The sequence below is a fragment of the Novosphingobium sp. PC22D genome (assembly GCF_002556635.1).
Lineage (GTDB): Bacteria > Pseudomonadota > Alphaproteobacteria > Sphingomonadales > Sphingomonadaceae > Novosphingobium.
Genome location: NZ_MWMO01000002.1, coordinates 213671 through 233670, shown reverse-complemented (window position 1 = coordinate 233670; position 20000 = coordinate 213671). Strand labels below are relative to the sequence as shown.

Sequence of the window (20000 nt, the reverse complement as noted above, 5' to 3'; positions counted from 1 at the left end):
ACGCCGGACGGCGGACGTCGCTCCGCCGCCGGCTCCAGAAGGAGGATGCCATGAACAAGCCGGCGGATCTCGGGAACCAGGCGCTGCAAGCCTCGGTGATCCCGGTCGAGGCCTATATTTCGCCCGAATACGCGCGCGCCGAGGCGGAGAAGCTGTGGCGCAAGGTCTGGCTGCAGGCCGGACGGGTAGAGGATCTGCCCGAGGTCGGCTGCTATATCACTTATGACATCGGCCACGATTCGATCCTGATCGTGCGCGTCGCCGAGGGCGATGCCGCGAACGGCGCGAACGGCTGCATCAAGGCCTACCGCAACGTGTGCACGCACCGCGGCCGCAGGCTGGTCGATACGCCCGCCGGCCAGCGCAACGCGCGCGGCAAGCGCCGCAATTTCGTGTGCGGGTTCCACGCCTGGACATTCGAACTCGATGGTACGGCCGGCTCGATCGCGCACAAGGACGCCTGGGGACCAGCGCTGTGCGACAGCGTCACGCGTCTTGGCGAAGTGCAGTGCGACACCTGGGCCGGGTTCGTCTGGATCAACCAGGACCCTGAGGCCGAACCGCTGCGCGACTATCTCGAGCCCGCCGCCGCGATGCTCGATCCGTTCCGTCTGCAGGACATGCGGGCGCGCTGGCGCAAGTGGACGGTTTTCGACTGCAACTGGAAGGTCGCGCTGGAGGCGTTCAACGAGACCTATCACGTTCCCGGGACGCACCCCGAGTTCACCCAGTTCGGCGACTTCACCGGCTGGGGCCGTCCGCAGGGCAAGCACAGCCATATCGGCTACGACGCGCCCGAGGGGCTCGACGAGAACAAGGCCAAGTTGCGCCTCGGCATCGGCGATCCGCGCGTCTCCACCGCCGAGATGCAGAAGTACACCTGGGAAGGCGTCAACACCAACACCACCCAGACGCTGGTCGATGTCGCGCAGACGCTGCCCGACGTCCTGCCCGAGGACACGCCGCCCGCCGAGGTCTCGCGCTATTGGCTGGAGACCGCCCGCCGCATCGACGAGGAGCGCGGCGTGGTCTGGCCCAAGGTCGATTCCGAGACCGTCGGCGCCAGCGGCACGAGCTGGCAGATCTTTCCCAACCAGCAGATCGGCCACGCGGTCAACAACATGCTGTGCTACCATGCGCGCCCCTTCGGCAGCGATCCCGACAAGTGCTATTTCGAGGTCGCGGTCTACGAGCTGTTCCCCGAGGGACAGGTGCCCGAAACCGAATGGGTCTACGCCGATCCCGACCAGTTCCCGCACGTGCTGCGTCAGGATTTCTCGAACATGGCGGCCGTCCAGCAGGGCATGAAGACCGGCGGCTATGCCGGCAACATTCCCAACCCCGTGGCCGAGGGCGCCGTGCTGTGCCTCCACCGCAACCTTGCACGTTACATGGGCACCGGCATGCCGCGCCCGCTCGAAACGCTGACCGAGGAGAGCGCGTCATGAACAAGGCCGAGAAGATCGTGTCGGACGACTTGTCCGAAGCGCTGACCTATCCGGTCGAGGCCTTCGTCAGCCGCGAATACGCCGAGGCCGAGCCCGAGCGGCTCTGGTCGAAAGTGTGGCAGCAGGCCGGTCGGGTCGAGGAACTCAAGGCGGTGGGCGATTACATCACCTATAATATCTGCCACGATTCCATCCTGATCGTGCGCGATACGCCCGAAACGCTGAAGGCCTTCCACAATGTCTGCCCCCATCGCGGCCGCAGGCTCGTGGGGAACAACACAGGCGGCGGTCCGAAGACCGTGGCGCAGGACAAGGGCGCGCACTCGGCGAAAGGCAATAGTCTCAAGTTCGGGTGCAACTATCACGCCTGGACCTTCGGCCTCGACGGGGATGCGACCTACATCCCCGACCGCGAGGACTGGAACGGCGCGCTCGAGTTCACCTGTACCTCGCTGACGCCGGTCCAGGTCGATACCTGGGGTGGCTGGATCTGGATCAACATGGATCTCGAGGCCGGCCCCTTGCGCGAATGGCTCGAGCCGGTGGCGACGCTGATCGACCCGTTCGAGTTCGACAAGATGCGCTATCGCTTCCGCTACTGGGGCATCTTCGACTGCAACTGGAAAGTGGCGCTCGAAGCGTTCCTCGAGCCCTACCACGTCCAGGGCACGCATCCGCAGCTCATCAAGTACGGCGACTTCTACTCGTTCTCGAAGGCCTTCGGACTCCACGGCCAGACCGGCTTCGATTCCAAGGCGCACCGCGAACAGGGCTCGGCGGTCGAGACCAGCGTCCACCGCGCCGCAGGCGATGGCGATCCGCGCCGGACGATCGCGCAGATGCAGCTCGAATACTGGGAGACGATCGGCGCCAGCACCTCCGAAACGCTGGTGAAGACCGCCCAGACCTTGCCCGACGTCCTCCCCGAGGGCACGCCGGCCGCCGAAGTCCACGCCTACTGGCTCGAAACCGCGCGCCGCGTCGATGCCGAGCGCGGCGTGACCTGGCCCGAGATCACCAACGCGCAGATGGCCGCGGCGGGTCTCGCCTTGTCGATCTTCCCGAACATGAACTTCATTCCGGGACCGACTTTCGCGCTCGCCTATCGCGTCCGGCCTTACGGGACCGACCCCGACAAGTGCGTGTTCGAGGCCGTCGCGCTCGACCGGTTCCCGCAAGGCGAGGAGCCGGAGACCGAGTGGACCTTCGTCGAGCAGGATCTCGACAAGTGGCCCTACGTCATCGCGCAGGACATCTCGAACATGGTCGAGGTGCAGCGCGGCCTGAAGTCGCGTGGGTTCAAGGGCCATCTCACCAACCCGTGGCAGGAGCGCAAGGTCACCAACCTGCATCGCGGCCTCGCCCGGTACATGGGCTCGGGCGCACCCCAGCCGATCGATTGAGCTGACTGCAAGTCCGCGCGCAATTTGCGCAAGATCAAAGCTTGCAGCGGGCGCATGCGGTCAGATTGAACACGTGTTCAGCAAAATGCGAGGGGCGCCGATTCGTTCGGCGACCCCTCGGGCACAACCGTGGAGAGAGACAAGATGGCTACCGCTGCCCCGACCCGAACCGAACTTCGCTTCGAGACGATCAAGCCGAAGATCGGCGCGCGCATTCGCAACACCAAAGCCGAGTTGCTCTCGGGCGATCTCACCGACGCGATCAACGATCTGCTCGAACAGCGCGGCGTGCTGGTGTTCGAGCAACTGCACTTCACCGACGAGGAGCAGATCGCCTTCACCAACCTGCTCGGCGGCAACGTCGACGAGATTCGTGGCCAGTCGATCTTTCCGATCTCACTCGACCGCAAGGTCAACCAGGAAGCGGTCGAATACCTCAAGGGCTCGCTCTACTGGCACATCGACGGCACCATGAACCCTGTGCCGATCCGCGGCTCGATCCTGACCAGCAAGGTGCTGCCGACCTGGGGCGGGAATACCGAGTTCGCCAATTGCTACGCCGCTTACGACGACCTGCCCGAGGACCGGAAAGTGGAGATCGCCGAGCTGAAGGTGGTCCACTCGATGTGGAACACCGGGCTCTACCACACGCCCGAACCGAGCCTCGCGCAGCTCGAGGACTGGCAGGCCAAGGGCGAAGTGGTGCTGCCGCTGGTCTGGACGCACGCCTCGGGCCGAAAGAGCCTCGTGCTCGGCAACACGGCGCAGGCGGTCGTCGGCAAGAGCCAGGCGGAAAGCGCGCGCATCCTTCATGGCCTGCGCGAGTTCGCGACCTCCGAGCCTTATACCTACAGCCACGAATGGCGCGTGGGCGACTCGGTGATGTGGGACAACACCGGCACGCTCCACCGCGCCATGCCCTACGATCCCGACTGCGGGCGCCTGCTTCACCGCACCATCCTGATGGGCAGCGAACCGGTCGCCTGACCGGCCGCGAGAGGGAGAGAACCGATGGCAGACTATGATTTCGCCGAAGCCATGCTGGCGACGAACCCGCTGGCGATCACCGACCCGCGCGCGATCCCCTCGCGCCGCTACTACGACGAGGCGTTCTACCAGCTCGAATGCGAGAAGCTGTGGCCGCACGTCTGGCAGATGGCGTGCCGGCTCGAGCAGATCCCCGAGGTCGGCGACTGGGTCGAATACAGCAACGTCGGCAAGTCGGTGCTGGTCGTGCGCACCGCTGACGGGGTGAAGGCCTACAACAACCATTGCCGCCACCGCGGCGTGCCGATCGCGGGCGGTGACGGCAATGCGAGCGGCAACTGCGCGGCGTCGGGCTTCGTCTGCCCGTTCCACGGCTGGCGCTGGAACATGGATGGCGAGAACACCTTCGTTTATGGCCGCCAGCTCTTCGATGCCGACCAGCTCGAGCATGCCGATCTCGCGCTCAAGCCGGTGAAGTGCGAGACCTGGGGCGGCTGCGCCTTCATCAACCACGATCTCGACGCCCCCTCGCTGCGTGAGACCATGGGGCCGGTGCTTGACCGCCTCGAGGCGCACGGAATGAGCAAGCTGCGCTCGGAATGGTGGTTCGCCACCGAGCTTCCGGCGAACTGGAAGATCGCGATGGAGGCCTTCATGGAGGGCTACCACGTGATGGCGACGCATCCGCAGCTCCAGCACTCGGTCCCGGCGCTGTACAACGCACGCTACGGCGACGATACCGGCGGGCTTGGGCCGTCGATCGATCCCGACCAGTCGGTGCGCGACAACATCGCCAGCCAGATCGAAAATCTCGAACTGCTTTCGAGCGGCATGGCGGGAATGTGCCATGCCAAGGAAGTGGAAATCGCGCGCGGACTGGCTGATGCCGACCTGCCGTCCACGGTCGCCGAGGCGCTGCCGGTCTGGTTCGGCCTCGTGCAGGAGGCGATCACGCGCAAGCTGCGCGAACGCGGCGAGGACGTGCCGGATCTCAACGCGGTGTGCCAGTCCGACCCGGTCAACGCGGTCGAGTTCCTGTTCCCGCACTATTTCCTGCTGCCGTTCTTCACCTCGATGGCGAGCTACCGCATCCGCCCGACCGGCCCGGAAACCTGCCGGTTCGAGATCTGGTCGCTCACCCATTTCGCGCCGGGCGAAGAGCCGCAGGCGCCGATGGAACCCACCGTGCTGCCCTACAACAGCCAGGATTTTCCGATGATTCCGCGCCAGGACTATTCGAACATCCCGCTCCAGCAGAAGGGCCTGCATTCGGAAGGGTTCGATTTCATGCGACTGTCGGGCAAGGTCGAAGGGCTCATCAGCAACTACCAGCGGCTGATCGACGGCTATATCGCCGAAGTCGACAAGCCGATCCTCGCGGATCAGACCTGTCGCCTAGGCGGCAACTTCGACGGACCGATCCTCGATTTCGCGCAGCCGGGAGCGCCGCCGGCCGAAGGAGCGACCGGTCAGGCCTAACGCGTTACCGGCGCGGTCGGCCACGGCATAAGGCAAGGCGGGCTCTCGCGCCCGCCTTGTGACGGGGGCTAAAGACCCAGCGGCCGAAGCTCGCGGATCAGGTCTATCAGAAGCCGCAGGCCGGTGGGAACCTGGCGGCGGCCCGAGTAATAGACGTGCAGGGCCTCGCCCATCGAGGCCCATTCCGGCAGGACGGGAACGAGGGCGCCGCGATCGAGGTCGGGCCGGAACACCGGCTCGGCGCCGTAGACGATGCCCACGCCCGCGCGCCCGAAACACAGCGCCGCCTGGCTGTCGTCCACCGTCACCGGGCCGGGCGTGGCCATCGCGATGGCCTCGTCGTCGCGTTCGAATTCCCACTCATAGAGCTGATCGTTGCCGAGACGGATTCCGACGCAGCGATGCTCGCGCAGCTCGTCGGGATGCGAAGGGGTGCCGAAGCGTTCGAGATAGGCGGGCGACGCCGCCGCGATCCAGCGTATTTCGGGCGACAGGCGCTGGGCGATCATGTCCTCGGGGACCGTCCCGCCGTAGCGGATTCCGGCGTCGTAGCCGCTGCCGATCACGTCGATCATGCGATTGTTCGCGCTCACGTCTATGGCGACGTCGGGATAGCGATCGACGAAGATCGGCATCACCGCATCGAGCAGGAGCGGCACCGCGTCTTCCAGCACGCTTATCCGGACCCGTCCCGCCGGCTCGTCGCGGAACCGGTTGAGGTTCTCGGACGCCTCGGCGATCCGGTCGAGCGGGCCGTCGATCATCGCGTAGAGGTCCTCGCCCGCCGCCGTAAGAGTGACGCTGCGGGTGGTCCTGTTCAACAATCGCACGCCGCGCCGTTCCTCGAGCGCGGTCATCGCATGGCTCAGTGCAGATGGCGTGACGCCCATTTCGAGCCCGGCCCGGCGGAAACTGCGATGACGGGCGATCGCCATGAAATAGGCGAAATCGGCAAGGTCGGCGCGACTGATCTGCATGGCGTCTCTTAGCGCGTTGTTGAGCCCGGTTCATCAGCTCTTTGCGCTCGAGCCGAACGGTGCAACGTGCAGACGCCAGGCAGGAGTCTGCCTGTGTCGCAAGCGTCCGCACTAATGTCGGTTCCCGTCATCCTCTCCGCACGGCGACGGCTCTAGCCTTCGCTTCGATGAAAGAGGTGAGATCGTGACCCAGATTTCCGACGACCTGCTGCTCTCGATATTCGAGAAGATGGCCCTGCTCAAACAGAACGACGAGAAGATGCGCGCCTCGATCTCGTCAGGGCGGCTGGTCATGCCCTACTACAGCTATCGCGGGCAGGAGGTCATTCCTGCCACGATTTCCGCGCTGCTGCGCGATGACGACACGATCTGCACGATCTATCGCGGCACGCACGACGCGCTTGCCAAGGGCTGTCCGGTCGACCGGCTCTGGGCCGAACTCGGCGGGCGGGCGACGGGCACCTGCAAGGGCAAGGGCGGGCCGATGCACATCACCCATCCCGAAACCGGCGTCATGGTGACGACCGGCATCGTCGGCTCGTCGATGCCGATTGCGAACGGTCTCGCCTGGGCCGCGAAGCTGGAAGGCAGCGATGCGGTGACGGTCGCCTATTTCGGCGACGGTGCCTCCAATATCGGTGCGTTCCACGAGTCGCTCAACCTGGCTTCACTGTGGAAGCTGCCGGTGCTGTTCGTGTGCTCGAACAACCTCTATTCCGAGCATACCCGGTTCGCGGCCGGGACCGCGATCGATTCCGTCGCGAAGAGCGCGGCCGCTTATTCGATGCCGGGCGTGCGGGTCGACGGCAACGACGTGCTCGCCATGCACGCCGCCGCTGCCGAGGCCATCGACCGGGCGAGAGCGGGCGAGGGACCGACGCTGATCGAGGCGATGACCTTCCGCTTCCACGGCCACGTCTTCGGCGACGACGATGCCTACATGGGCGAGGGCGAGAAGGCCGAACGCATGGCGGCCGATCCCTATCCTCGGTTCCGCGCCTGGCTGATCGACGAGGGCCATGCGAGCGAGGACCGGCTTGCCGCGATCGAGGCCGAGCAGGCCGAGCGCATCGAGGCCGCGATCCGCTTCGCGCTCGACAGCGAATTTCCGCCCGCGAGCGAAGTCCTGACCGATGTCTATGAGCAGGAGATGGCGCGATGAGCCAGGTCACCTTCGTCCAGTCGATCAACCAGGCGCTGCATGACGCGATGGAAGACGACGCCCGCGTCCTCGTGCTTGGCGAGGATGTCGGCGATGCAGAGGGCGGCGGCGTCGTCGGCATCACCAAGGGGCTGTCGCAGGCGTTCGGCTGCGAACGCGTCAAGTCGACGCCGATCTCCGAGCAGGCGATCATGGGTGCCGCGATCGGAGCGGCGCTCAAGGGCTTCCGGCCGGTGGCCGAGATCATGCTGATGAACTTCACCACGGTGGCCTCGGACATGATCGTCAACCACGCCGCCAAGCTTCGCTTCATGTCGGGCGGGCAGACGAGCGTGCCGCTGGTCGTGCGCACGATGACCGGCGCGGGCGTAAGCAACGGCGGCCAGCACTCGGACTATCTGGAAGCCTGGTACGCGCACACGGCCGGCCTCAAGGTCGTGCTGCCTTCGACCCCGGCCGACGCCTACGGGCTGATGCGCGCCTGCATCGACGATCCCGATCCGTGTATCTTCGTCGAGACGCTGCCGGCGTTGTTCAACAAGGGCGAGGCACCGGTTCGCGGCAGCCGCGTCCCGCTCGGAAAAGCGGCCGTGCTGCGCGAGGGCCGCGACGTCTCGGTGATCGGCTACGGACGCATCATCCAGTCCGTCGCGCAGCTTGCCGACCGGCTGGCCGGGGAGGGCGTGTCGATGGAGGTGATCGACCTTCGCACCGTTTCCCCCTTCGACAAGGAGGCCGTGCTCGCCTCGGTCCGCAAGACCGGCGCGGCGGTGGTCGTCCACGAGGCGGTGCGCGAATTCGGCGTCGGATCGGAGATCTCCTCGCTGATCCACGAGGAAGCCTTCGCCGCGCTGCGTGCCCCCGTCCGCCGCATCGGCGCCAAGTTCGCGCCGGTCCCCTTTTCGAAGCCGCTGGAAACCGCCTCGCTGCCCTCGCTCGACGAAGTCGAGGCCGCCGTGCGTGAGCTTGCCGCCGTCACCGCTTGAACCCGGCGCCGAAATAGCGGCGCGCCGAGGGGCCGCCAAGGACGCCGCGCGGCCAGCGCCGCAGTTCGCTTTCTTGCCTCATCCTGCAAAAGCAGCCTTACCGGATACGACGACAAAGCGGTCGGGGACATCCCCAACTCCGCTCAGCCTGAGCTTGTCGAAGGCCTTCGCGCGTGGCCTTCGACAAGCTCAGGCTGAGCGGGCGAGGTGCTGGCCGGGCTTCCGCTCACCACGAACTCGGCGACGTCGGATGGGTTCGAGAAAGGTCTGCGAAACGGGCATCGCACGCGCGCCTCGTCATCCGGGCCCGTTGCAGGGATGACGAGGACGAGGGCGGCGGCATTGCCGCCCCGGGCGGGGCTGGTCCGGACGGCTCTGGCGAACCGGCCCTGCGCTGCTACTCCGCCGCGATCGCCTGTTCGAAGTGGTGCTCGGGGCCGATGAAGCGGCCGGGGAACTTGCCGGTGAACACGCCGTTGTCGAAGGTCGGGATGCCGTTGACGAGCGTCAGCCGCATCGGCGCCGCGGCGCGGACGTAGCGGTAGGTGCGCCCGCCCTCGCCATCGGGGATGTCCCATAGCTTTTCCTCGTCGCGGCGCTCGATCTCGCCAAGGTCGAACACGCAGACATCGGCGGCCATGCCGGGGGCGAGGACGCCGCGATCGTCGAGACCGAAAAACTCGGCCTGCCGCCCGGTGAGCGCGTTGATGCCCTGCTCGATGGTAAGGTCCTTGCGGTCGCGGACATATTCGGTGAGCAGCAGCGCGTTGTCGCCCGCGCCGCAGAACATCTTGCCGTGCGCGCCCGCGTCGGAAACGTTGGCGACGCTGCGCGGGTCCTTGAGCAGCCGGACGATGGTATCGTGCACCCGCGCCCAGCCGTCCTGCAGCGCGACCGAGTCCGCGCCGTTGCGGATCACCCAGTCGGCCAGAGCATCGGAGGGGTGGGCGATCCCCTCCTGCTCCATGAACACTTCGAGCTTCACCCCGACGGGGCCCGCCCCGTTCTCGCTTTCGCGCAGGAACACCGATTGCGGGGTGAAGGCGTTGTTCGAAAAGCCCGCGTCCCATGCCTCGCGCGCGCGTGCGCGCCATTCGGGATCGGCCAGCATCTCGAGCTTGGCGGCATCGTCCTTGATCTCGACGATGTCCTGCCACGGCTGCAGGCCGAGTTGCGCGAAGATCAGCGTGCGCTTGAAATCGACCGAGAACATGTACTGGACGTGGGTGAAGCCGGTCCAGAACGGCAGCCCCTCGGCCTTGAAGTCCTCGTGGAGTTTCCACTGTTCGGCCGCGGCCTCCTGCTGGAAGTCAAGCGTGGGCAGCCCGGCCCACTGAAACGTGACGCCGGCCTGCTTGCACAGCGCGCCGATCCGCTCGACCACCCGGGTCGCGGTCATGTGCATCCAGTTGTCGATGATGAGCTGGAAGGTCGCGCCGGGATAGCGGGCGAGGACGTCGAGCAGCGCGAGGTATTCGGCGTCGTCGGCAAGCTGGGTGGGCAGCGGCCTGTCGTGCTTGTCATGATCGAGCTGGTTCGACGACATTCCCATGGCGCCCGCCGCCAGCGCATCCTCGAGCAGCGCGCACATCCGCGCGATTTCCTCGGGCGTGGCGGCGCGCTCCCAGGCCGCCTCGCCCATCACGCACAGGCGAATCGGGATATGGCCGCAGTAGGAGCCGAAATTGACGGGCGTGCGCACGTTGCGTTCGTGCGAGGCCTTGTATTCGCTCCACTTGTGCCAGTCCCACGCGATCATGGTCTTCATCGGGACTTCGGGAATGTCCTCGAAGAAGTTGAAGATGTCGACGATGTCGTCGCGGCCGGTTTCGCCCTGCGGCAGCGGCGCGAGCGAGAAGCCGCAATTGCCGTTGATCGAGGTCGTGACGCCGTAGCCGGGGAAAGGCTCCATGTTCGGCGACCACCACACCGCCGCGTCCCAGTGGTTGTGGCACTCGATGAAGCCGGGGGTGACATAGCAGCCGCTGGCGTCGAACACGCGCTCGCCATCGCCCGATTGAAGGTCAGGGCCGATTTCGGCGATCCGCCCGGCGCGGATGCGCACGTCGGCCTTGAAGGCCGGCTTTCCGGTTCCGTCGACGACGGTCCCGTTCGTGATCAGCGTACGGTATTCCATGAGCTTCTCCCGGATGCTTGCGTCCCGCGTCGCGCGCGAGTGTCCGCCATTGTCCCGTCGAGGGTACGTCCGGCGCGGCGGGGGCGTCTATGACACGGCGCGACAAGTGGCGGGCCGCCAGCGACAGGCGCAACTCACGAGAGCGCGATCAGCGGGACGCCGTGCGTGTTTCCAAGCGGTCCGAAGCCGAACATGGCCCGCTGCCGCTCGTCGAGCGCCGCGATCGTCTCGGGCCGCAGGGTTTCGTGCCAGCACGCCTGCGGTCGGATGAAGCCGCGCGCATAGTAGGCGAACAGCAGCGCGCGGTCGCGATCGCGCGAGACGTTGTCGCCCGAGCAATGCCAGGTGCGCCCATCGAGCACGATCGCGGAGCCCGCCCTGGCCTCGAAGGGCAGCGTCGCCGCGGCGGCTTGGGACGGCAGATCTTCGAGGCGCGAGATCAGATGGCTGCCCGGAAGGTAGCGGGTCGCGCCGTTCTCTTCGTCGATGTCGTCGAGACACCAGATCACGTTGAGCGCCCAGCGTTCGCGCCAGGGCCCGGGGAAGACGAGCGCCATGTCCGAATGGATCTTCATTGCCCGTGCACCCGGGCGCGCGATGTTCGCGGTGAAGTTCGAGATGATCCAGTCGGGACCGAGGCAGGCGTCGACGGCCCGAGTCACCTCCGGGGCCGTCAGCAGGTCGACGAAGGCCGGATCGTGATCGGGCAGGTCGTAGATCCGCACATTGTGCGCATTGGGATCGATGATCGGGGTATGAGTGGAGATGCCCCTTTCGCGCAGATCGCGGGCGATCTCGCGCAGGCGGGTGCCGAGGCGGGCGGCGGTATCGCGATCGAGCGCGTTGTCCACCACGCTGAAGCCTTGCCGGTCTAGGTCGTCGGCGATGGCGGGGTCGGCGAAAGCATCAAGAGACATGGGCGAAAGCGGTCTTTCTCGCTGCGGAGCACGGCCGAGGATGCCGCAGGCCGGGTCCGGTCGCCACGGAAGGTTGCGGATATGGCCGGCGGTGCCCGCAGTTTGTCGCCTGTGGTCATGCCGGTGCGTTGGCCACCGCCCGGACGCTTCACTACGCTACGGCAAACAGTCCCCGCACGGCTTGTGGGCACGGATATGGAGACCTCGGATGCCAGCCTACTCCCCCGACGAGATTCGCGATGACTGGGTTCCGAAGGACGACTTTCTCGACCGGGCCTTCCATGAACTGGAGAAAGAACACCTCTGGCCAAAGGTCTGGCAGATCGCCTGCCGCGAGGACGAGATCGCGCAGGCCGGCGACTACGTGGTCTACGACATCATCGACGATTCGATCATCGTCGCGCGCGGCACCGACGGCGCGGTGCGCGCGTTCCACAATGTCTGCCCCCATCGCGGCACCTTGCTGGCCGAGGGGCGTGGCAACGCGAAGCAGTTCGTCTGCCCGTTCCACGGCTGGCGTTTCGGCAACGACGGCCGCAACATCAAGGTGATAGACCGGCAGGACTGGGGGGCATGCCTGACGAAGGAGGACATCGACCTCGTGCCGGTTCAGGTCGGCACCTGGGGCGGATTCGTGTGGATCAACATGGACCCGGACTGCCAGCCGCTCGATCAGTTTCTGGCGCCGATGAAGGCCAAGTGCGAGCTGTTCGAGTTCGAGAAGCTTCACCCGGCCTGGTACAAGACGGTCACCGTCCCGGCGAACTGGAAGACGACGCTGGGCGCCTTTACCGAGTTCTATCACGTCCAGACCACGCATTCGCAGATGCTCAGCTATACCAAGGACTATTCGGTGAGCCGCGCGATGGGGCGGCACGGCTGGATCTCCTACGCGGGCGGAACCGGCCTGCCGGTGGGGCGCAGCGACCGCCTGCCGCCCAAGGAGATCGCCGATTTCCGCGAATACCTGTTCGAGTATGCCGACCAGTTCCGCGACAACCTGAAGGCGATGCAGACCGACCGCGCGTATGAAGCGACGCAGCGGCTGCGCACCGAGGTCGCGGCCGATGCGCCGGCGGAGGAAGTGCTCGGCAAGTGGGGCCAGTTCATCTACGAGGCCGCCGTCGAATCGGGCGCCGGCTGGCCCGAGGGGCTGACCCCCGAATACATGGCCGAAAGCGGGTTCGACTGGCATGTCTTTCCCAACACTGCGTTCCTCCACCCGGCTGTCGAGGCGGTGATCTGGTATCGCTTCCGCCCTTGCGGGGACGATCACGAGAAGACGATCTTCGACGTCTGGTCGCTCGAACGCTTTCCCGAGGGCAAGGCGCCCGACGTGGTTCACGAAGTCTACGACGACTGGCGCGACGGCGACTATCCGCTGATCTTCCGGCAGGATTTCGAGAACATCCCGCGCGTCCAGAAGGGCATCAAGTCCCGCGCCTTCAAGGCGGGCCGGCCGAGCCCGATCCAGGAGCGCGCGGTCTCGCACTTCCATCGCACCTTGCGCCGCTTCCTCGCCGATCCGCATGCGGACGATGCGCTGGAACCGGAACCGATGGTGGAGGTGCCGGCGACGGCCTGAGCCGTCGCGCGGCCGCTGTCAGGCGGAGCAGCGCGAAACCTCGGCATGGCGTGCCGGATCGAGCAGGCTCACGTCGTCGATCTGGCGCACCGTGCTCGGCGATTCGCCGAACCAGCGCTGGCAGCTACGGTAGAGCACCGACAACTCGGAATAGCCGAGCATGCCAGCCACGGTCTTGAGTGGGAGCCGCGTCTGGCGCAGGTAGCGCACCGCCGCGTCCCGCCGGACCTCGTCCTTGATCGCCTCGAAGTTCTCTCCCTCGCTGCGCAACCGCCGCTGCAAGGTGCGCGGATGCATCCCGAGCGCGGCGGCCACTTCAACCTGCGTGCAATTGCCTTCGCCCAGTTGCTTCTCGATGCTGATCCGCACCCGGTTGCGGATCAGCGAATCGGGGGAGGGGAACTGGGTGTCGATGAAGAACGTCGCCAGTTGCAGGACGCGGTCGTCGCGCCCGGCGACCGGGCAGGCGAACTCGCCGCTGGAATAGAACAGCGCGTTGTACGGCTGCGCGTAGCACACCCTGCAACCGAAGACCGCCTCGTGATCGACGGTGCCTTCGAGCGGTTCGTGCGTGAACCACACCTCGCGCGGGGTTGCCTTGCCGCCCGAGAACATGCGTGTCGCGAGGTGCGAGATCACCAGCGCGTGCTCCACCGCCTGGCGTTGCCGGTAGAGTCTGGGAAGAATGATCTCGAAGCGGATCGCGGTGCGGCCCCGATCGTCCTCCGAGACGATGTCGACATGGGCGCCCGCACTGTAGGTGTAGGCGTGGTCCGCGCAGAATCGCCAGGCGTCCTCGACGGTGGCGGAATTGCGCATGGCGATGTCGAGCGGCCCGAGGATTCCTTCCTCGTACTGGCGCTGGGCGAGCCGCATTCCGAAATCGGGACAGCCCAGCTCGTCAGCCGCGGATTCGAGAAGCTGGATCATCTGTCGGTAGGGCACGAACTGGTCGCGCACGCCGACGATCGCGGGGTCGATCCGCGCCGCCGCGAACAGCGGCAGGGGATCGTGTCCGCGCGATCGCACGACTTCGGCGAAATAGGTCAGGCTTTCGGTTCGGACCATCGCGGGCGCGCCCGGTTCCGTCATGGCGCCGTCTGCTTGCGGCTGGTTCGTCGACCCGCTCAACAACTCTCTCCTCAAGGCATCAATCCTTGTCTGTCTCCGCTCTTTGTGGGCGAAGTACAGGTCCGAAGATGCCAAACAACCCGGCTCATGGCAATGCGCGCGGAACGGGCGAGGGCGGTCAAATCCGATGTCGGCTTTGCTCCGGCGAATGTCGCCGCGTGTCAAAGACACTCCGACGGGCCGCCCCTAGTCTCGACCATTACCCGCCTCGAGCGCGAAAAAAGGCACAAGGGCCCCAAGGGCCCGCTTGGGAGAGAAGACCAGATGGATTTCGCCGAGAGTTACGACCTCGTGATCGTCGGCAGCGGCTGCGCCTCGGTGACGGCGGCACTCGCGGCCAAGGCGCAGGGCGGCAGCGCGGTCATCATCGAAAAGCAGGCGCTGTTCGGTGGTTCGACCGCCTATTCGGGCGGCATCGCATGGATACCCAACAACCCCCTGCTCGACGATGACACCGAAGCCGCCTCGCGCACCTATCTGAACCACATCGTCGGCGAACCCTCGAAAGCCTCGCCGATCGCCAAGCGCGAGATGTTCCTCAGGGAAGGGCCGCGCGCCGTCCAGTTCCTGCTCGATCAGGGGGTCAAGCTCATCCGCGTCTATTGGCCCGACTACTATTCCTCGGCGCCGGGCGGGCACGACTACGGCCGCACGATCTCGGCCGAGCTGTTCGACCTGAACGAACTGGGCGGCTGGAAAGACCGGCTAGGCAGCTTCTACGGCTTTCCGGCGCTGCCGATCGGCAGTCACAAGTTCGTCGACCTGACGCTGGCGAAGCGGACCTGGAAGGGCAAGCGTACCGCCTTGCGGCTGGGCTGGGACATGCTGCGCGACAAGGTGACCGGATCGCGGCGCAGGGGCTCGGGCAATGCCGTGCAGGGCCGCATGCTCAAGGCGGCGCTCGACGCGAAGATCCCGCTCGAGATGGAGACGGAGCTGGTAGGCCTGATCACGCGCGACGGCGCGGTGGTCGGCGTCCGGGTCAAGGGGCCGAAGGGCGAATACACCATCAAGGCGCGCCAGGGCGTGCTGCTCAACGCGGGCGGGTTTTCGCGCAATCAGGAAATGCGCGACACGTACCAGCCGCAGCCGTCGAAGACCGAATGGACGATGGTCAACCCGGGCGACACAGGAGACGTCATGCAGATGGCGATGGCGCTCGGCGCCGATGTCGATTGCATGGAGGAGGCGTGGTGGACGCCCGGTTCGCTCCTTCCCGACGGCTCGTACGGCGGCTTTCACGTTCCGGGGGAAAGCGGCAAGCCGCATATCGTCATCGTCGGGCCCGACGGGCGGCGCGTGGGCAACGAGGCCGGGTCCTACATGGAATTCGGCCAGCGCATGTACGCGAGGGGCGCGGTGCCGTCCTGGGCGATCCTCGAGAGCCGGGCTTTCCAGAAATATGGCTGGGGGCCGGTGATGGTCGGCAAGTCGCCCGAGCCTTTCGTCGAGAACGGCTATCTGGTGAAGGCGGACACGCTGGAGGATCTCGCCGCGACTTGCGGAATCGATGCCGCGGGCCTCAAGGCGGAGATGGATCGCTTCAATCGGTTCGCGGCGCACGGCGTGGACGAGGACTTCGGCCGGGGCGGCAGCGCGCACAACAAGGCGATGGGTGATCCGACCAATGCGCCCAATCCCTCGCTCGGGCCGATCAGCGAGGGCCCGTTTTATGCGACGCGGATCTGGCCGCTCGACGTCGGCACGTCGGGCGGCCTCGTCACCGATGAATTCGCGCGCGTCATCACGGTCGAAGGCCGTCCCATTCCCGGCCTCTACGCGGCGGGCAATATCACCGCGCCCGTGGTCGGGCACAGCTATCCGGGCGCGGGGGCAAGCATCGGCGGGGGCATCGCGTTCGGTTATGTCGCCGCGCGCCATGCCATGGGCGCGAACCTCGTCGGCGAGGCGCAAGCAGCATGAGCGCGCTGGCCGATCCTGTCGAGCAACTGGCCGAGGCCTTCTTCTCGGCGCTGGAGGACGGGTCCATCGAGCGCGTGCTGGCGTGCTATGCGCCCGGCGCGCGGATCTGGCACAATTTCGACCAGGTGGCGCAGACGCCGGCGCAGTCCGTTGCCGGACTCGATTTGCTCTTCGGGAATTTCAGCGATCGCCGCTATCTGGAGGTGCGCCGCCAACCCACGCCGTCCGGCTTCGTGCAGCAGCACGTGCTGCGCCTGACGACGCACGACGGCGCGGTGATCGACTGGCCGGCGTGCCTCGTCTTCGACGTTGCCGACGGCAGGATCGCCAGGCTCGACGAATATGTCGACATGTCGATGCTTCAGGAAGGCGCCTGAAGTGCCTGCCGCGCTCGCGACCGATCGGCCTGACGAGGCCGCGCTCCTTCCGGCGGCGCAGCGCGAGGCGCTGGCGCGGGACGGCTTCTGCATTGTCGAGGGTGCCTTGCCGCCGGACATTTGCGCACGGTATCGCGAAGCGCTGGAGCGGGTCGCGCGCTTCGACGAGGAGGCGGGATGGCGCCGTCGCTACGGCTATGACGGCGGCGAGAATGCCAACCACCGTATCTGGAACCTCATCAGCCGCGATCCGATTTTCTGCCGATTGGTCGAGCACGACCTCGCCCTTGGCTTCGTACGCGAAACGATCGGATGGCCCGCGCTGCTGTCGGGCAGTTCGGCCAACATCGTCGTGCGGCACGCAGATGAGGAAGTGCTGCACTGCGACCAGACTTACATGCCCGAGCCGTGGGCGGGTCCGCATGGCGTGAACATCGGCTGGTGTCTCGACGCCTTCACCGCCGACAACGGCGCGACTCGCGTCGCGCCGGGCAGCCACCTGCGCAACCGCAGCCACCGCGAAGGCGAGCCGGTTCCGCCGATGGTCGCGATCGAGGCGCCTGCCGGGGCGATGATCGTCATCGACGGGCGCTGCTGGCACCAGACCGGACGCAACGAGACCGACCGGCCGCGCGCGGGCGTGTTCAACTGGTACACGCTGCCGATCTATCTGCCGCAGGAGAACTGGTTTCTCTCGCTCGATCCGGCGATCCGGCAGTTCGGTTCCGAGACCTTGCTGAGCCTGCTGGGGTTCCGGCCGCAGATCGTGGGCCGGGTCAACGGTCTTGCGCCATTCTAGGCCGATGCAGGAGACCGCCCGATGACAGACCCCGAACCCCCCGCCCGCTTCACCATCTTCAGCCGCGAGGATGCGCCCGCGCTCGCGGAAAGCGGCATGATGCACTTCGAGCCGTTCCGCGAAGCGATCCTGCCCGTGCTTGGCGAGGTGCAGGAGGCCGGCGTGTTCAACGGCGAGGACGCGCGCGTGCTGTTCGCGATGCCCGGGTTCAGCCTCGTCCACGTCTGGTTCAAGCCGGGCTATCCGCTGCCGCTGCACAGCCACGACGCCGACTGCCTCTATTACATCGTCGCCGGCTCGATCCGGATGGGCACCCGGGACCTGGGCCCGCGCGAGGGCTTCTTCGTCCCGGCGGGCGTGCCCTACAGCTATACGCCGGGACCGGACGGCGTCGAGGTGCTCGAATTCCGGAACGCGACCAGCTTCAATTTCGTCAACCACGCCAACGGGCTCGCGTTCTGGGAAAAGGCGCTGGAGACCGTACGCGGCTCGCAGGACATCTGGGACCGTGCCGAGATGCCCGTCGCGAGCGGCGCAGCGGAGCGGTCATGATCGAAGACACACGGCAGCGCCTGTCGGCTCGCTACGATCCGTTCAGCAGGGACGTGATGAACGATCCTCTGCCGTACTACGAGGCGCTCCGCGAGGAAGCGCCCGCGCTCTACCTCGAGAAATACGATACCTGGGTCTTCTCGCGGTTCCAGGATGTGATCGACGTCCTCACCGTGGGCGCGAACGCCTTCATCGCCACCGACACGACGCTGCCCACGCCCGAGATCCTGCGGCGGCACAATGGAGGGCAGGTTGCGGAACTGCCGCTCGACCCGCTGCCGATCGGCGCGATGCTTGGTTCGCCCCATTTCGAGGTGTTGCGCAACGCGCACATCAAGCCATTCCGGCCCCGCGCCGTGCGCGAACTCACCGACTTCGTGCGGGATCTCGCCGAGGCCCGGCTCGCCGAACTTCTGCCGCTGCGGCGTTTCGATCTCACGCAGGCCTACGGCGGGCGGGTTTCGGCTAGCGTGATCTGCCACTTGCTCGACATGCCGCTCGACCGCGCCGACGAGGTGCTCGATCTCGTCAATTCGCTCAGCCGCACCGATCCCGAGAGCGGCGGCACCGACGTACCGACCATCATCGGCCGCTGCATCGACATCATGAGCGAATACATCGCGAAGCGGCGAGCGGCGGGGGCCGACGGATCGGTGCCGCTGATCGACGGTCTTCTCTCGCTCGGATACTACGGCCGCGCGCTCACCGACGCCGAAGTCGCGACGCAGCTTACCTGCGTGTTCATCGGCGGCGTCGAGACTGTGCCCAAGATCACCGCGCACGGCCTCAAGGAGCTGCACGATGCGCCGGATCAGCTCGATGCGGTGCGCCAGGACCTTGCGGCGAACGTCCCGGTCGCGGTCGAGGAGATGATCCGCTTTTGCGCGCCCGCGCAGTGGTTCGCGCGCACCGCGCATCGCGACGTGGAGGTGGCCGGGGCGAAGGTGCGCAAGGGGCAACGGGTAATGGTGCTGTTCGGCTCGGCCGCGCGCGATCCCGCCGAGTACGATCAGCCCGATAGCTTCATCTGGAACCGCCCGATCGAGCGCGTGCTCTCGTTCGGAACGGGGCAGCACTACTGCATCGGAATCCACCTCGCGCGGCTGGAATTGCGCATCCTGATCGAGACGTTCCTGCGCCGGGTGGAGCGTTTCTCGTTCGACATGGATCGCGCGGTGCGACTGCCCTCGAGCTTCCAGTGGGGCTGGAACGAATTGCCGGTCGTGATCGAGGAGCTGCGGGCGTGAAGGTGATCGAGCCCCGCGTGGACCGCATCGGCGAGAGCGAGGATTCGATCGGCGAAACCCCCGTCTGGCGGGCCCCCGAAGGCGCGCTCTACTGGATCGACTGCGACGGGCCGCCGCGCCTGCGCAAGTGGGAGCAGGCCAGCGGCCGCATCACCGAATGGCCGATGCCGGAACGGATCGGCGGCTTCGTGTTTCGCCGCGACGGAGGCGCGCTCGTCACGCTGGCTTCGGGCCTGTTCACCTTTGATTTCGAGTCGGGGGCGCTCTCGCCGCTCGTCGCCTCGCCCTTGCCCGACGCGGTTTCGCTGCACGAGTGTGCGTGCGACAGGGCAGGGCGTTTCTGGGTGGGCTCGATCGACCACCGCGTCGGGCCGGGTAATCCGCATCCGGGCGGTGCGAAACTGTTCCGGCTCGACGGGGGCGATCTGGTGCCGGTGATCGAGGGAATCTCCTGTGCCAACGGGCTGGCGTTCAGCCCCGGTGGCGACGCGCTCTACCTGTCGGACTCGACGACGATGCGTTGCGACCGCTACCCGCTCGATCCGCGAACCGGTGCGATCGGCGCGCGCGAGACCTTCTTCGAACTCGGCGAGGGCGACGGTTTCGTCGATGGCGCAGCCGTCGATGCGCAAGGCGGATATTGGGCCAGCCTCGTCTATGCCGGGAAGCTGCGCCGCTATCTGCCCGACGGTACGCCGGACCTCGAAGTGCGTCTGCCCTTCGCCAATCCGACCAAGCCCGCCTTCGGCGGCGCGAACATGCGCACGATCTTCGTCACGACGATCCGCCACGGCCTCGACGGCAAGCAGCACAGTCCGCTCGACGGCGGGCTGTTCCGGTTCGCGGGCGACCATGCGGGCTTGCCCGATCCGGACTTCGCGGGCTGACGG

At 66.5% G+C, this 20000-nt stretch carries 17 protein-coding genes; 13 read left to right on the top strand and 4 right to left on the bottom strand.

What is annotated here, in order from left to right:
• Positions 1-50: 50 nt before the first annotated feature.
• The 4 genes from B2G71_RS04730 to B2G71_RS04715 all read left to right on the top strand — a co-directional run bounded on the left by B2G71_RS04730 (position 51) and on the right by B2G71_RS04715 (position 5317).
• Positions 51-1448, top strand: coding sequence for an SRPBCC family protein (locus tag B2G71_RS04730; RefSeq protein WP_098104579.1), 1398 nt, complete (start codon positions 51-53; stop codon positions 1446-1448).
• Positions 1445-2851: an aromatic ring-hydroxylating dioxygenase subunit alpha gene (locus tag B2G71_RS04725; protein ID WP_098104578.1), complete on the top strand. Its 1407-nt coding sequence runs from the start codon at positions 1445-1447 to the stop codon at positions 2849-2851. The genes B2G71_RS04730 and B2G71_RS04725 overlap by 4 nt, the downstream gene beginning before the upstream one ends.
• Before the next feature lie 144 nt (positions 2852-2995).
• Positions 2996-3838 carry a TauD/TfdA family dioxygenase gene (locus tag B2G71_RS04720; protein WP_098104577.1) on the top strand — a complete coding sequence of 281 codons (843 nt, stop codon included), beginning with the start codon at positions 2996-2998 and terminating at the stop codon, positions 3836-3838.
• Positions 3839-3862: 24 nt separating this feature from the next.
• Entirely contained in the window at positions 3863-5317 is a 1455-nt protein-coding gene (locus B2G71_RS04715) for an aromatic ring-hydroxylating dioxygenase subunit alpha (RefSeq protein WP_240530008.1), read from the top strand.
• A 68-nt stretch (positions 5318-5385) separates the two neighbouring features.
• Here B2G71_RS04715 and B2G71_RS04710 read toward each other — a convergent pair whose 3' ends face one another.
• Positions 5386-6294, bottom strand: a complete 909-nt coding sequence (locus B2G71_RS04710; protein WP_098104576.1) for a LysR family transcriptional regulator — start codon at positions 6292-6294, stop codon at positions 5386-5388.
• A 229-nt stretch (positions 6295-6523) separates the two neighbouring features.
• Here B2G71_RS04710 and B2G71_RS04705 point away from each other — a divergent pair, with 229 nt between their 5' ends.
• Entirely contained in the window at positions 6524-7456 is a 933-nt protein-coding gene (locus tag B2G71_RS04705) for a thiamine pyrophosphate-dependent dehydrogenase E1 component subunit alpha (protein WP_098104939.1), read from the top strand.
• On the top strand, positions 7453-8442 hold the full coding sequence (locus tag B2G71_RS04700; RefSeq protein WP_098104575.1) for a pyruvate dehydrogenase complex E1 component subunit beta: 990 nt from the start codon (positions 7453-7455) through the stop codon (positions 8440-8442). The genes B2G71_RS04705 and B2G71_RS04700 overlap by 4 nt, the downstream gene beginning before the upstream one ends.
• Before the next feature lie 397 nt (positions 8443-8839).
• Here the strand turns inward: B2G71_RS04700 and B2G71_RS04695 are convergent, their stop codons facing one another.
• Both B2G71_RS04695 and B2G71_RS04690 read right to left on the bottom strand, forming a co-directional pair.
• Complete coding sequence (locus B2G71_RS04695; protein WP_098104574.1) at positions 8840-10579, bottom strand: amidohydrolase family protein; 1740 nt, start codon at positions 10577-10579, stop codon at positions 8840-8842.
• Positions 10580-10713: 134 nt separating this feature from the next.
• Complete coding sequence (locus B2G71_RS04690; RefSeq protein WP_098104938.1) at positions 10714-11496, bottom strand: phytanoyl-CoA dioxygenase family protein; 783 nt, start codon at positions 11494-11496, stop codon at positions 10714-10716.
• Positions 11497-11704: 208 nt separating this feature from the next.
• On the opposite strand from B2G71_RS04690, the gene B2G71_RS04685 reads away from it, so the two are divergent.
• Complete coding sequence (locus tag B2G71_RS04685) at positions 11705-13081, top strand: aromatic ring-hydroxylating dioxygenase subunit alpha (protein WP_168176261.1); 1377 nt, start codon at positions 11705-11707, stop codon at positions 13079-13081.
• Between the two features lie 18 nt (positions 13082-13099).
• Here the strand turns inward: B2G71_RS04685 and B2G71_RS04680 are convergent, their stop codons facing one another.
• Entirely contained in the window at positions 13100-14212 is a 1113-nt protein-coding gene (locus tag B2G71_RS04680; protein WP_141521492.1) for an AraC family transcriptional regulator, read from the bottom strand.
• Positions 14213-14476: 264 nt separating this feature from the next.
• On the opposite strand from B2G71_RS04680, the gene B2G71_RS04675 reads away from it, so the two are divergent.
• The 6 genes from B2G71_RS04675 to B2G71_RS04650 are packed head-to-tail and all read left to right on the top strand — an operon-like array spanning position 14477 to position 19997.
• Entirely contained in the window at positions 14477-16135 is a 1659-nt protein-coding gene (locus B2G71_RS04675) for an FAD-binding protein (RefSeq protein ID WP_098104571.1), read from the top strand.
• Positions 16132-16512, top strand: a complete 381-nt coding sequence (locus B2G71_RS04670) for a nuclear transport factor 2 family protein (RefSeq protein ID WP_098104570.1) — start codon at positions 16132-16134, stop codon at positions 16510-16512. The genes B2G71_RS04675 and B2G71_RS04670 overlap by 4 nt, the downstream gene beginning before the upstream one ends.
• A gap of 1 nt (position 16513) precedes the next feature.
• Complete coding sequence (locus B2G71_RS04665) at positions 16514-17311, top strand: phytanoyl-CoA dioxygenase family protein (RefSeq protein ID WP_168176260.1); 798 nt, start codon at positions 16514-16516, stop codon at positions 17309-17311.
• 21 nt (positions 17312-17332) lie between these two features.
• On the top strand, positions 17333-17863 hold the full coding sequence (locus B2G71_RS04660) for a hypothetical protein (RefSeq protein WP_098104568.1): 531 nt from the start codon (positions 17333-17335) through the stop codon (positions 17861-17863).
• Positions 17860-19110, top strand: coding sequence for a cytochrome P450 (locus tag B2G71_RS04655; RefSeq protein WP_098104567.1), 1251 nt, complete (start codon positions 17860-17862; stop codon positions 19108-19110). Before B2G71_RS04660 ends, B2G71_RS04655 begins: the two co-directional genes overlap by 4 nt.
• Positions 19107-19997: an SMP-30/gluconolactonase/LRE family protein gene (locus tag B2G71_RS04650; RefSeq protein ID WP_168176259.1), complete on the top strand. Its 891-nt coding sequence runs from the start codon at positions 19107-19109 to the stop codon at positions 19995-19997. Before B2G71_RS04655 ends, B2G71_RS04650 begins: the two co-directional genes overlap by 4 nt.
• Positions 19998-20000 lie beyond the last annotated feature (3 nt).

Bases quoted from the DNA above. Each gene is read 5' to 3' on its own strand.
- B2G71_RS04730 (WP_098104579.1), top strand. From the start codon at position 51: ATGAACAAGCCGGCGGATCTCGGGAACCAGGCGCTGCAAGCCTCGGTG.
- B2G71_RS04725 (WP_098104578.1), top strand. From the start codon at position 1,445: ATGAACAAGGCCGAGAAGATCGTGTCGGACGACTTGTCCGAAGCGCTG.
- B2G71_RS04720 (WP_098104577.1), top strand. From the start codon at position 2,996: ATGGCTACCGCTGCCCCGACCCGAACCGAACTTCGCTTCGAGACGATC.
- B2G71_RS04715 (WP_240530008.1), top strand. From the start codon at position 3,863: ATGGCAGACTATGATTTCGCCGAAGCCATGCTGGCGACGAACCCGCTG.
- B2G71_RS04710 (WP_098104576.1), bottom strand. From the start codon at position 6,294: ATGCAGATCAGTCGCGCCGACCTTGCCGATTTCGCCTATTTCATGGCG.
- B2G71_RS04705 (WP_098104939.1), top strand. From the start codon at position 6,524: ATGGCCCTGCTCAAACAGAACGACGAGAAGATGCGCGCCTCGATCTCG.
- B2G71_RS04700 (WP_098104575.1), top strand. From the start codon at position 7,453: ATGAGCCAGGTCACCTTCGTCCAGTCGATCAACCAGGCGCTGCATGAC.
- B2G71_RS04695 (WP_098104574.1), bottom strand. From the start codon at position 10,579: ATGGAATACCGTACGCTGATCACGAACGGGACCGTCGTCGACGGAACC.
- B2G71_RS04690 (WP_098104938.1), bottom strand. From the start codon at position 11,496: ATGTCTCTTGATGCTTTCGCCGACCCCGCCATCGCCGACGACCTAGAC.
- B2G71_RS04685 (WP_168176261.1), top strand. From the start codon at position 11,705: ATGCCAGCCTACTCCCCCGACGAGATTCGCGATGACTGGGTTCCGAAG.
- B2G71_RS04675 (WP_098104571.1), top strand. From the start codon at position 14,477: ATGGATTTCGCCGAGAGTTACGACCTCGTGATCGTCGGCAGCGGCTGC.
- B2G71_RS04670 (WP_098104570.1), top strand. From the start codon at position 16,132: ATGAGCGCGCTGGCCGATCCTGTCGAGCAACTGGCCGAGGCCTTCTTC.
- B2G71_RS04660 (WP_098104568.1), top strand. From the start codon at position 17,333: ATGACAGACCCCGAACCCCCCGCCCGCTTCACCATCTTCAGCCGCGAG.
- B2G71_RS04655 (WP_098104567.1), top strand. From the start codon at position 17,860: ATGATCGAAGACACACGGCAGCGCCTGTCGGCTCGCTACGATCCGTTC.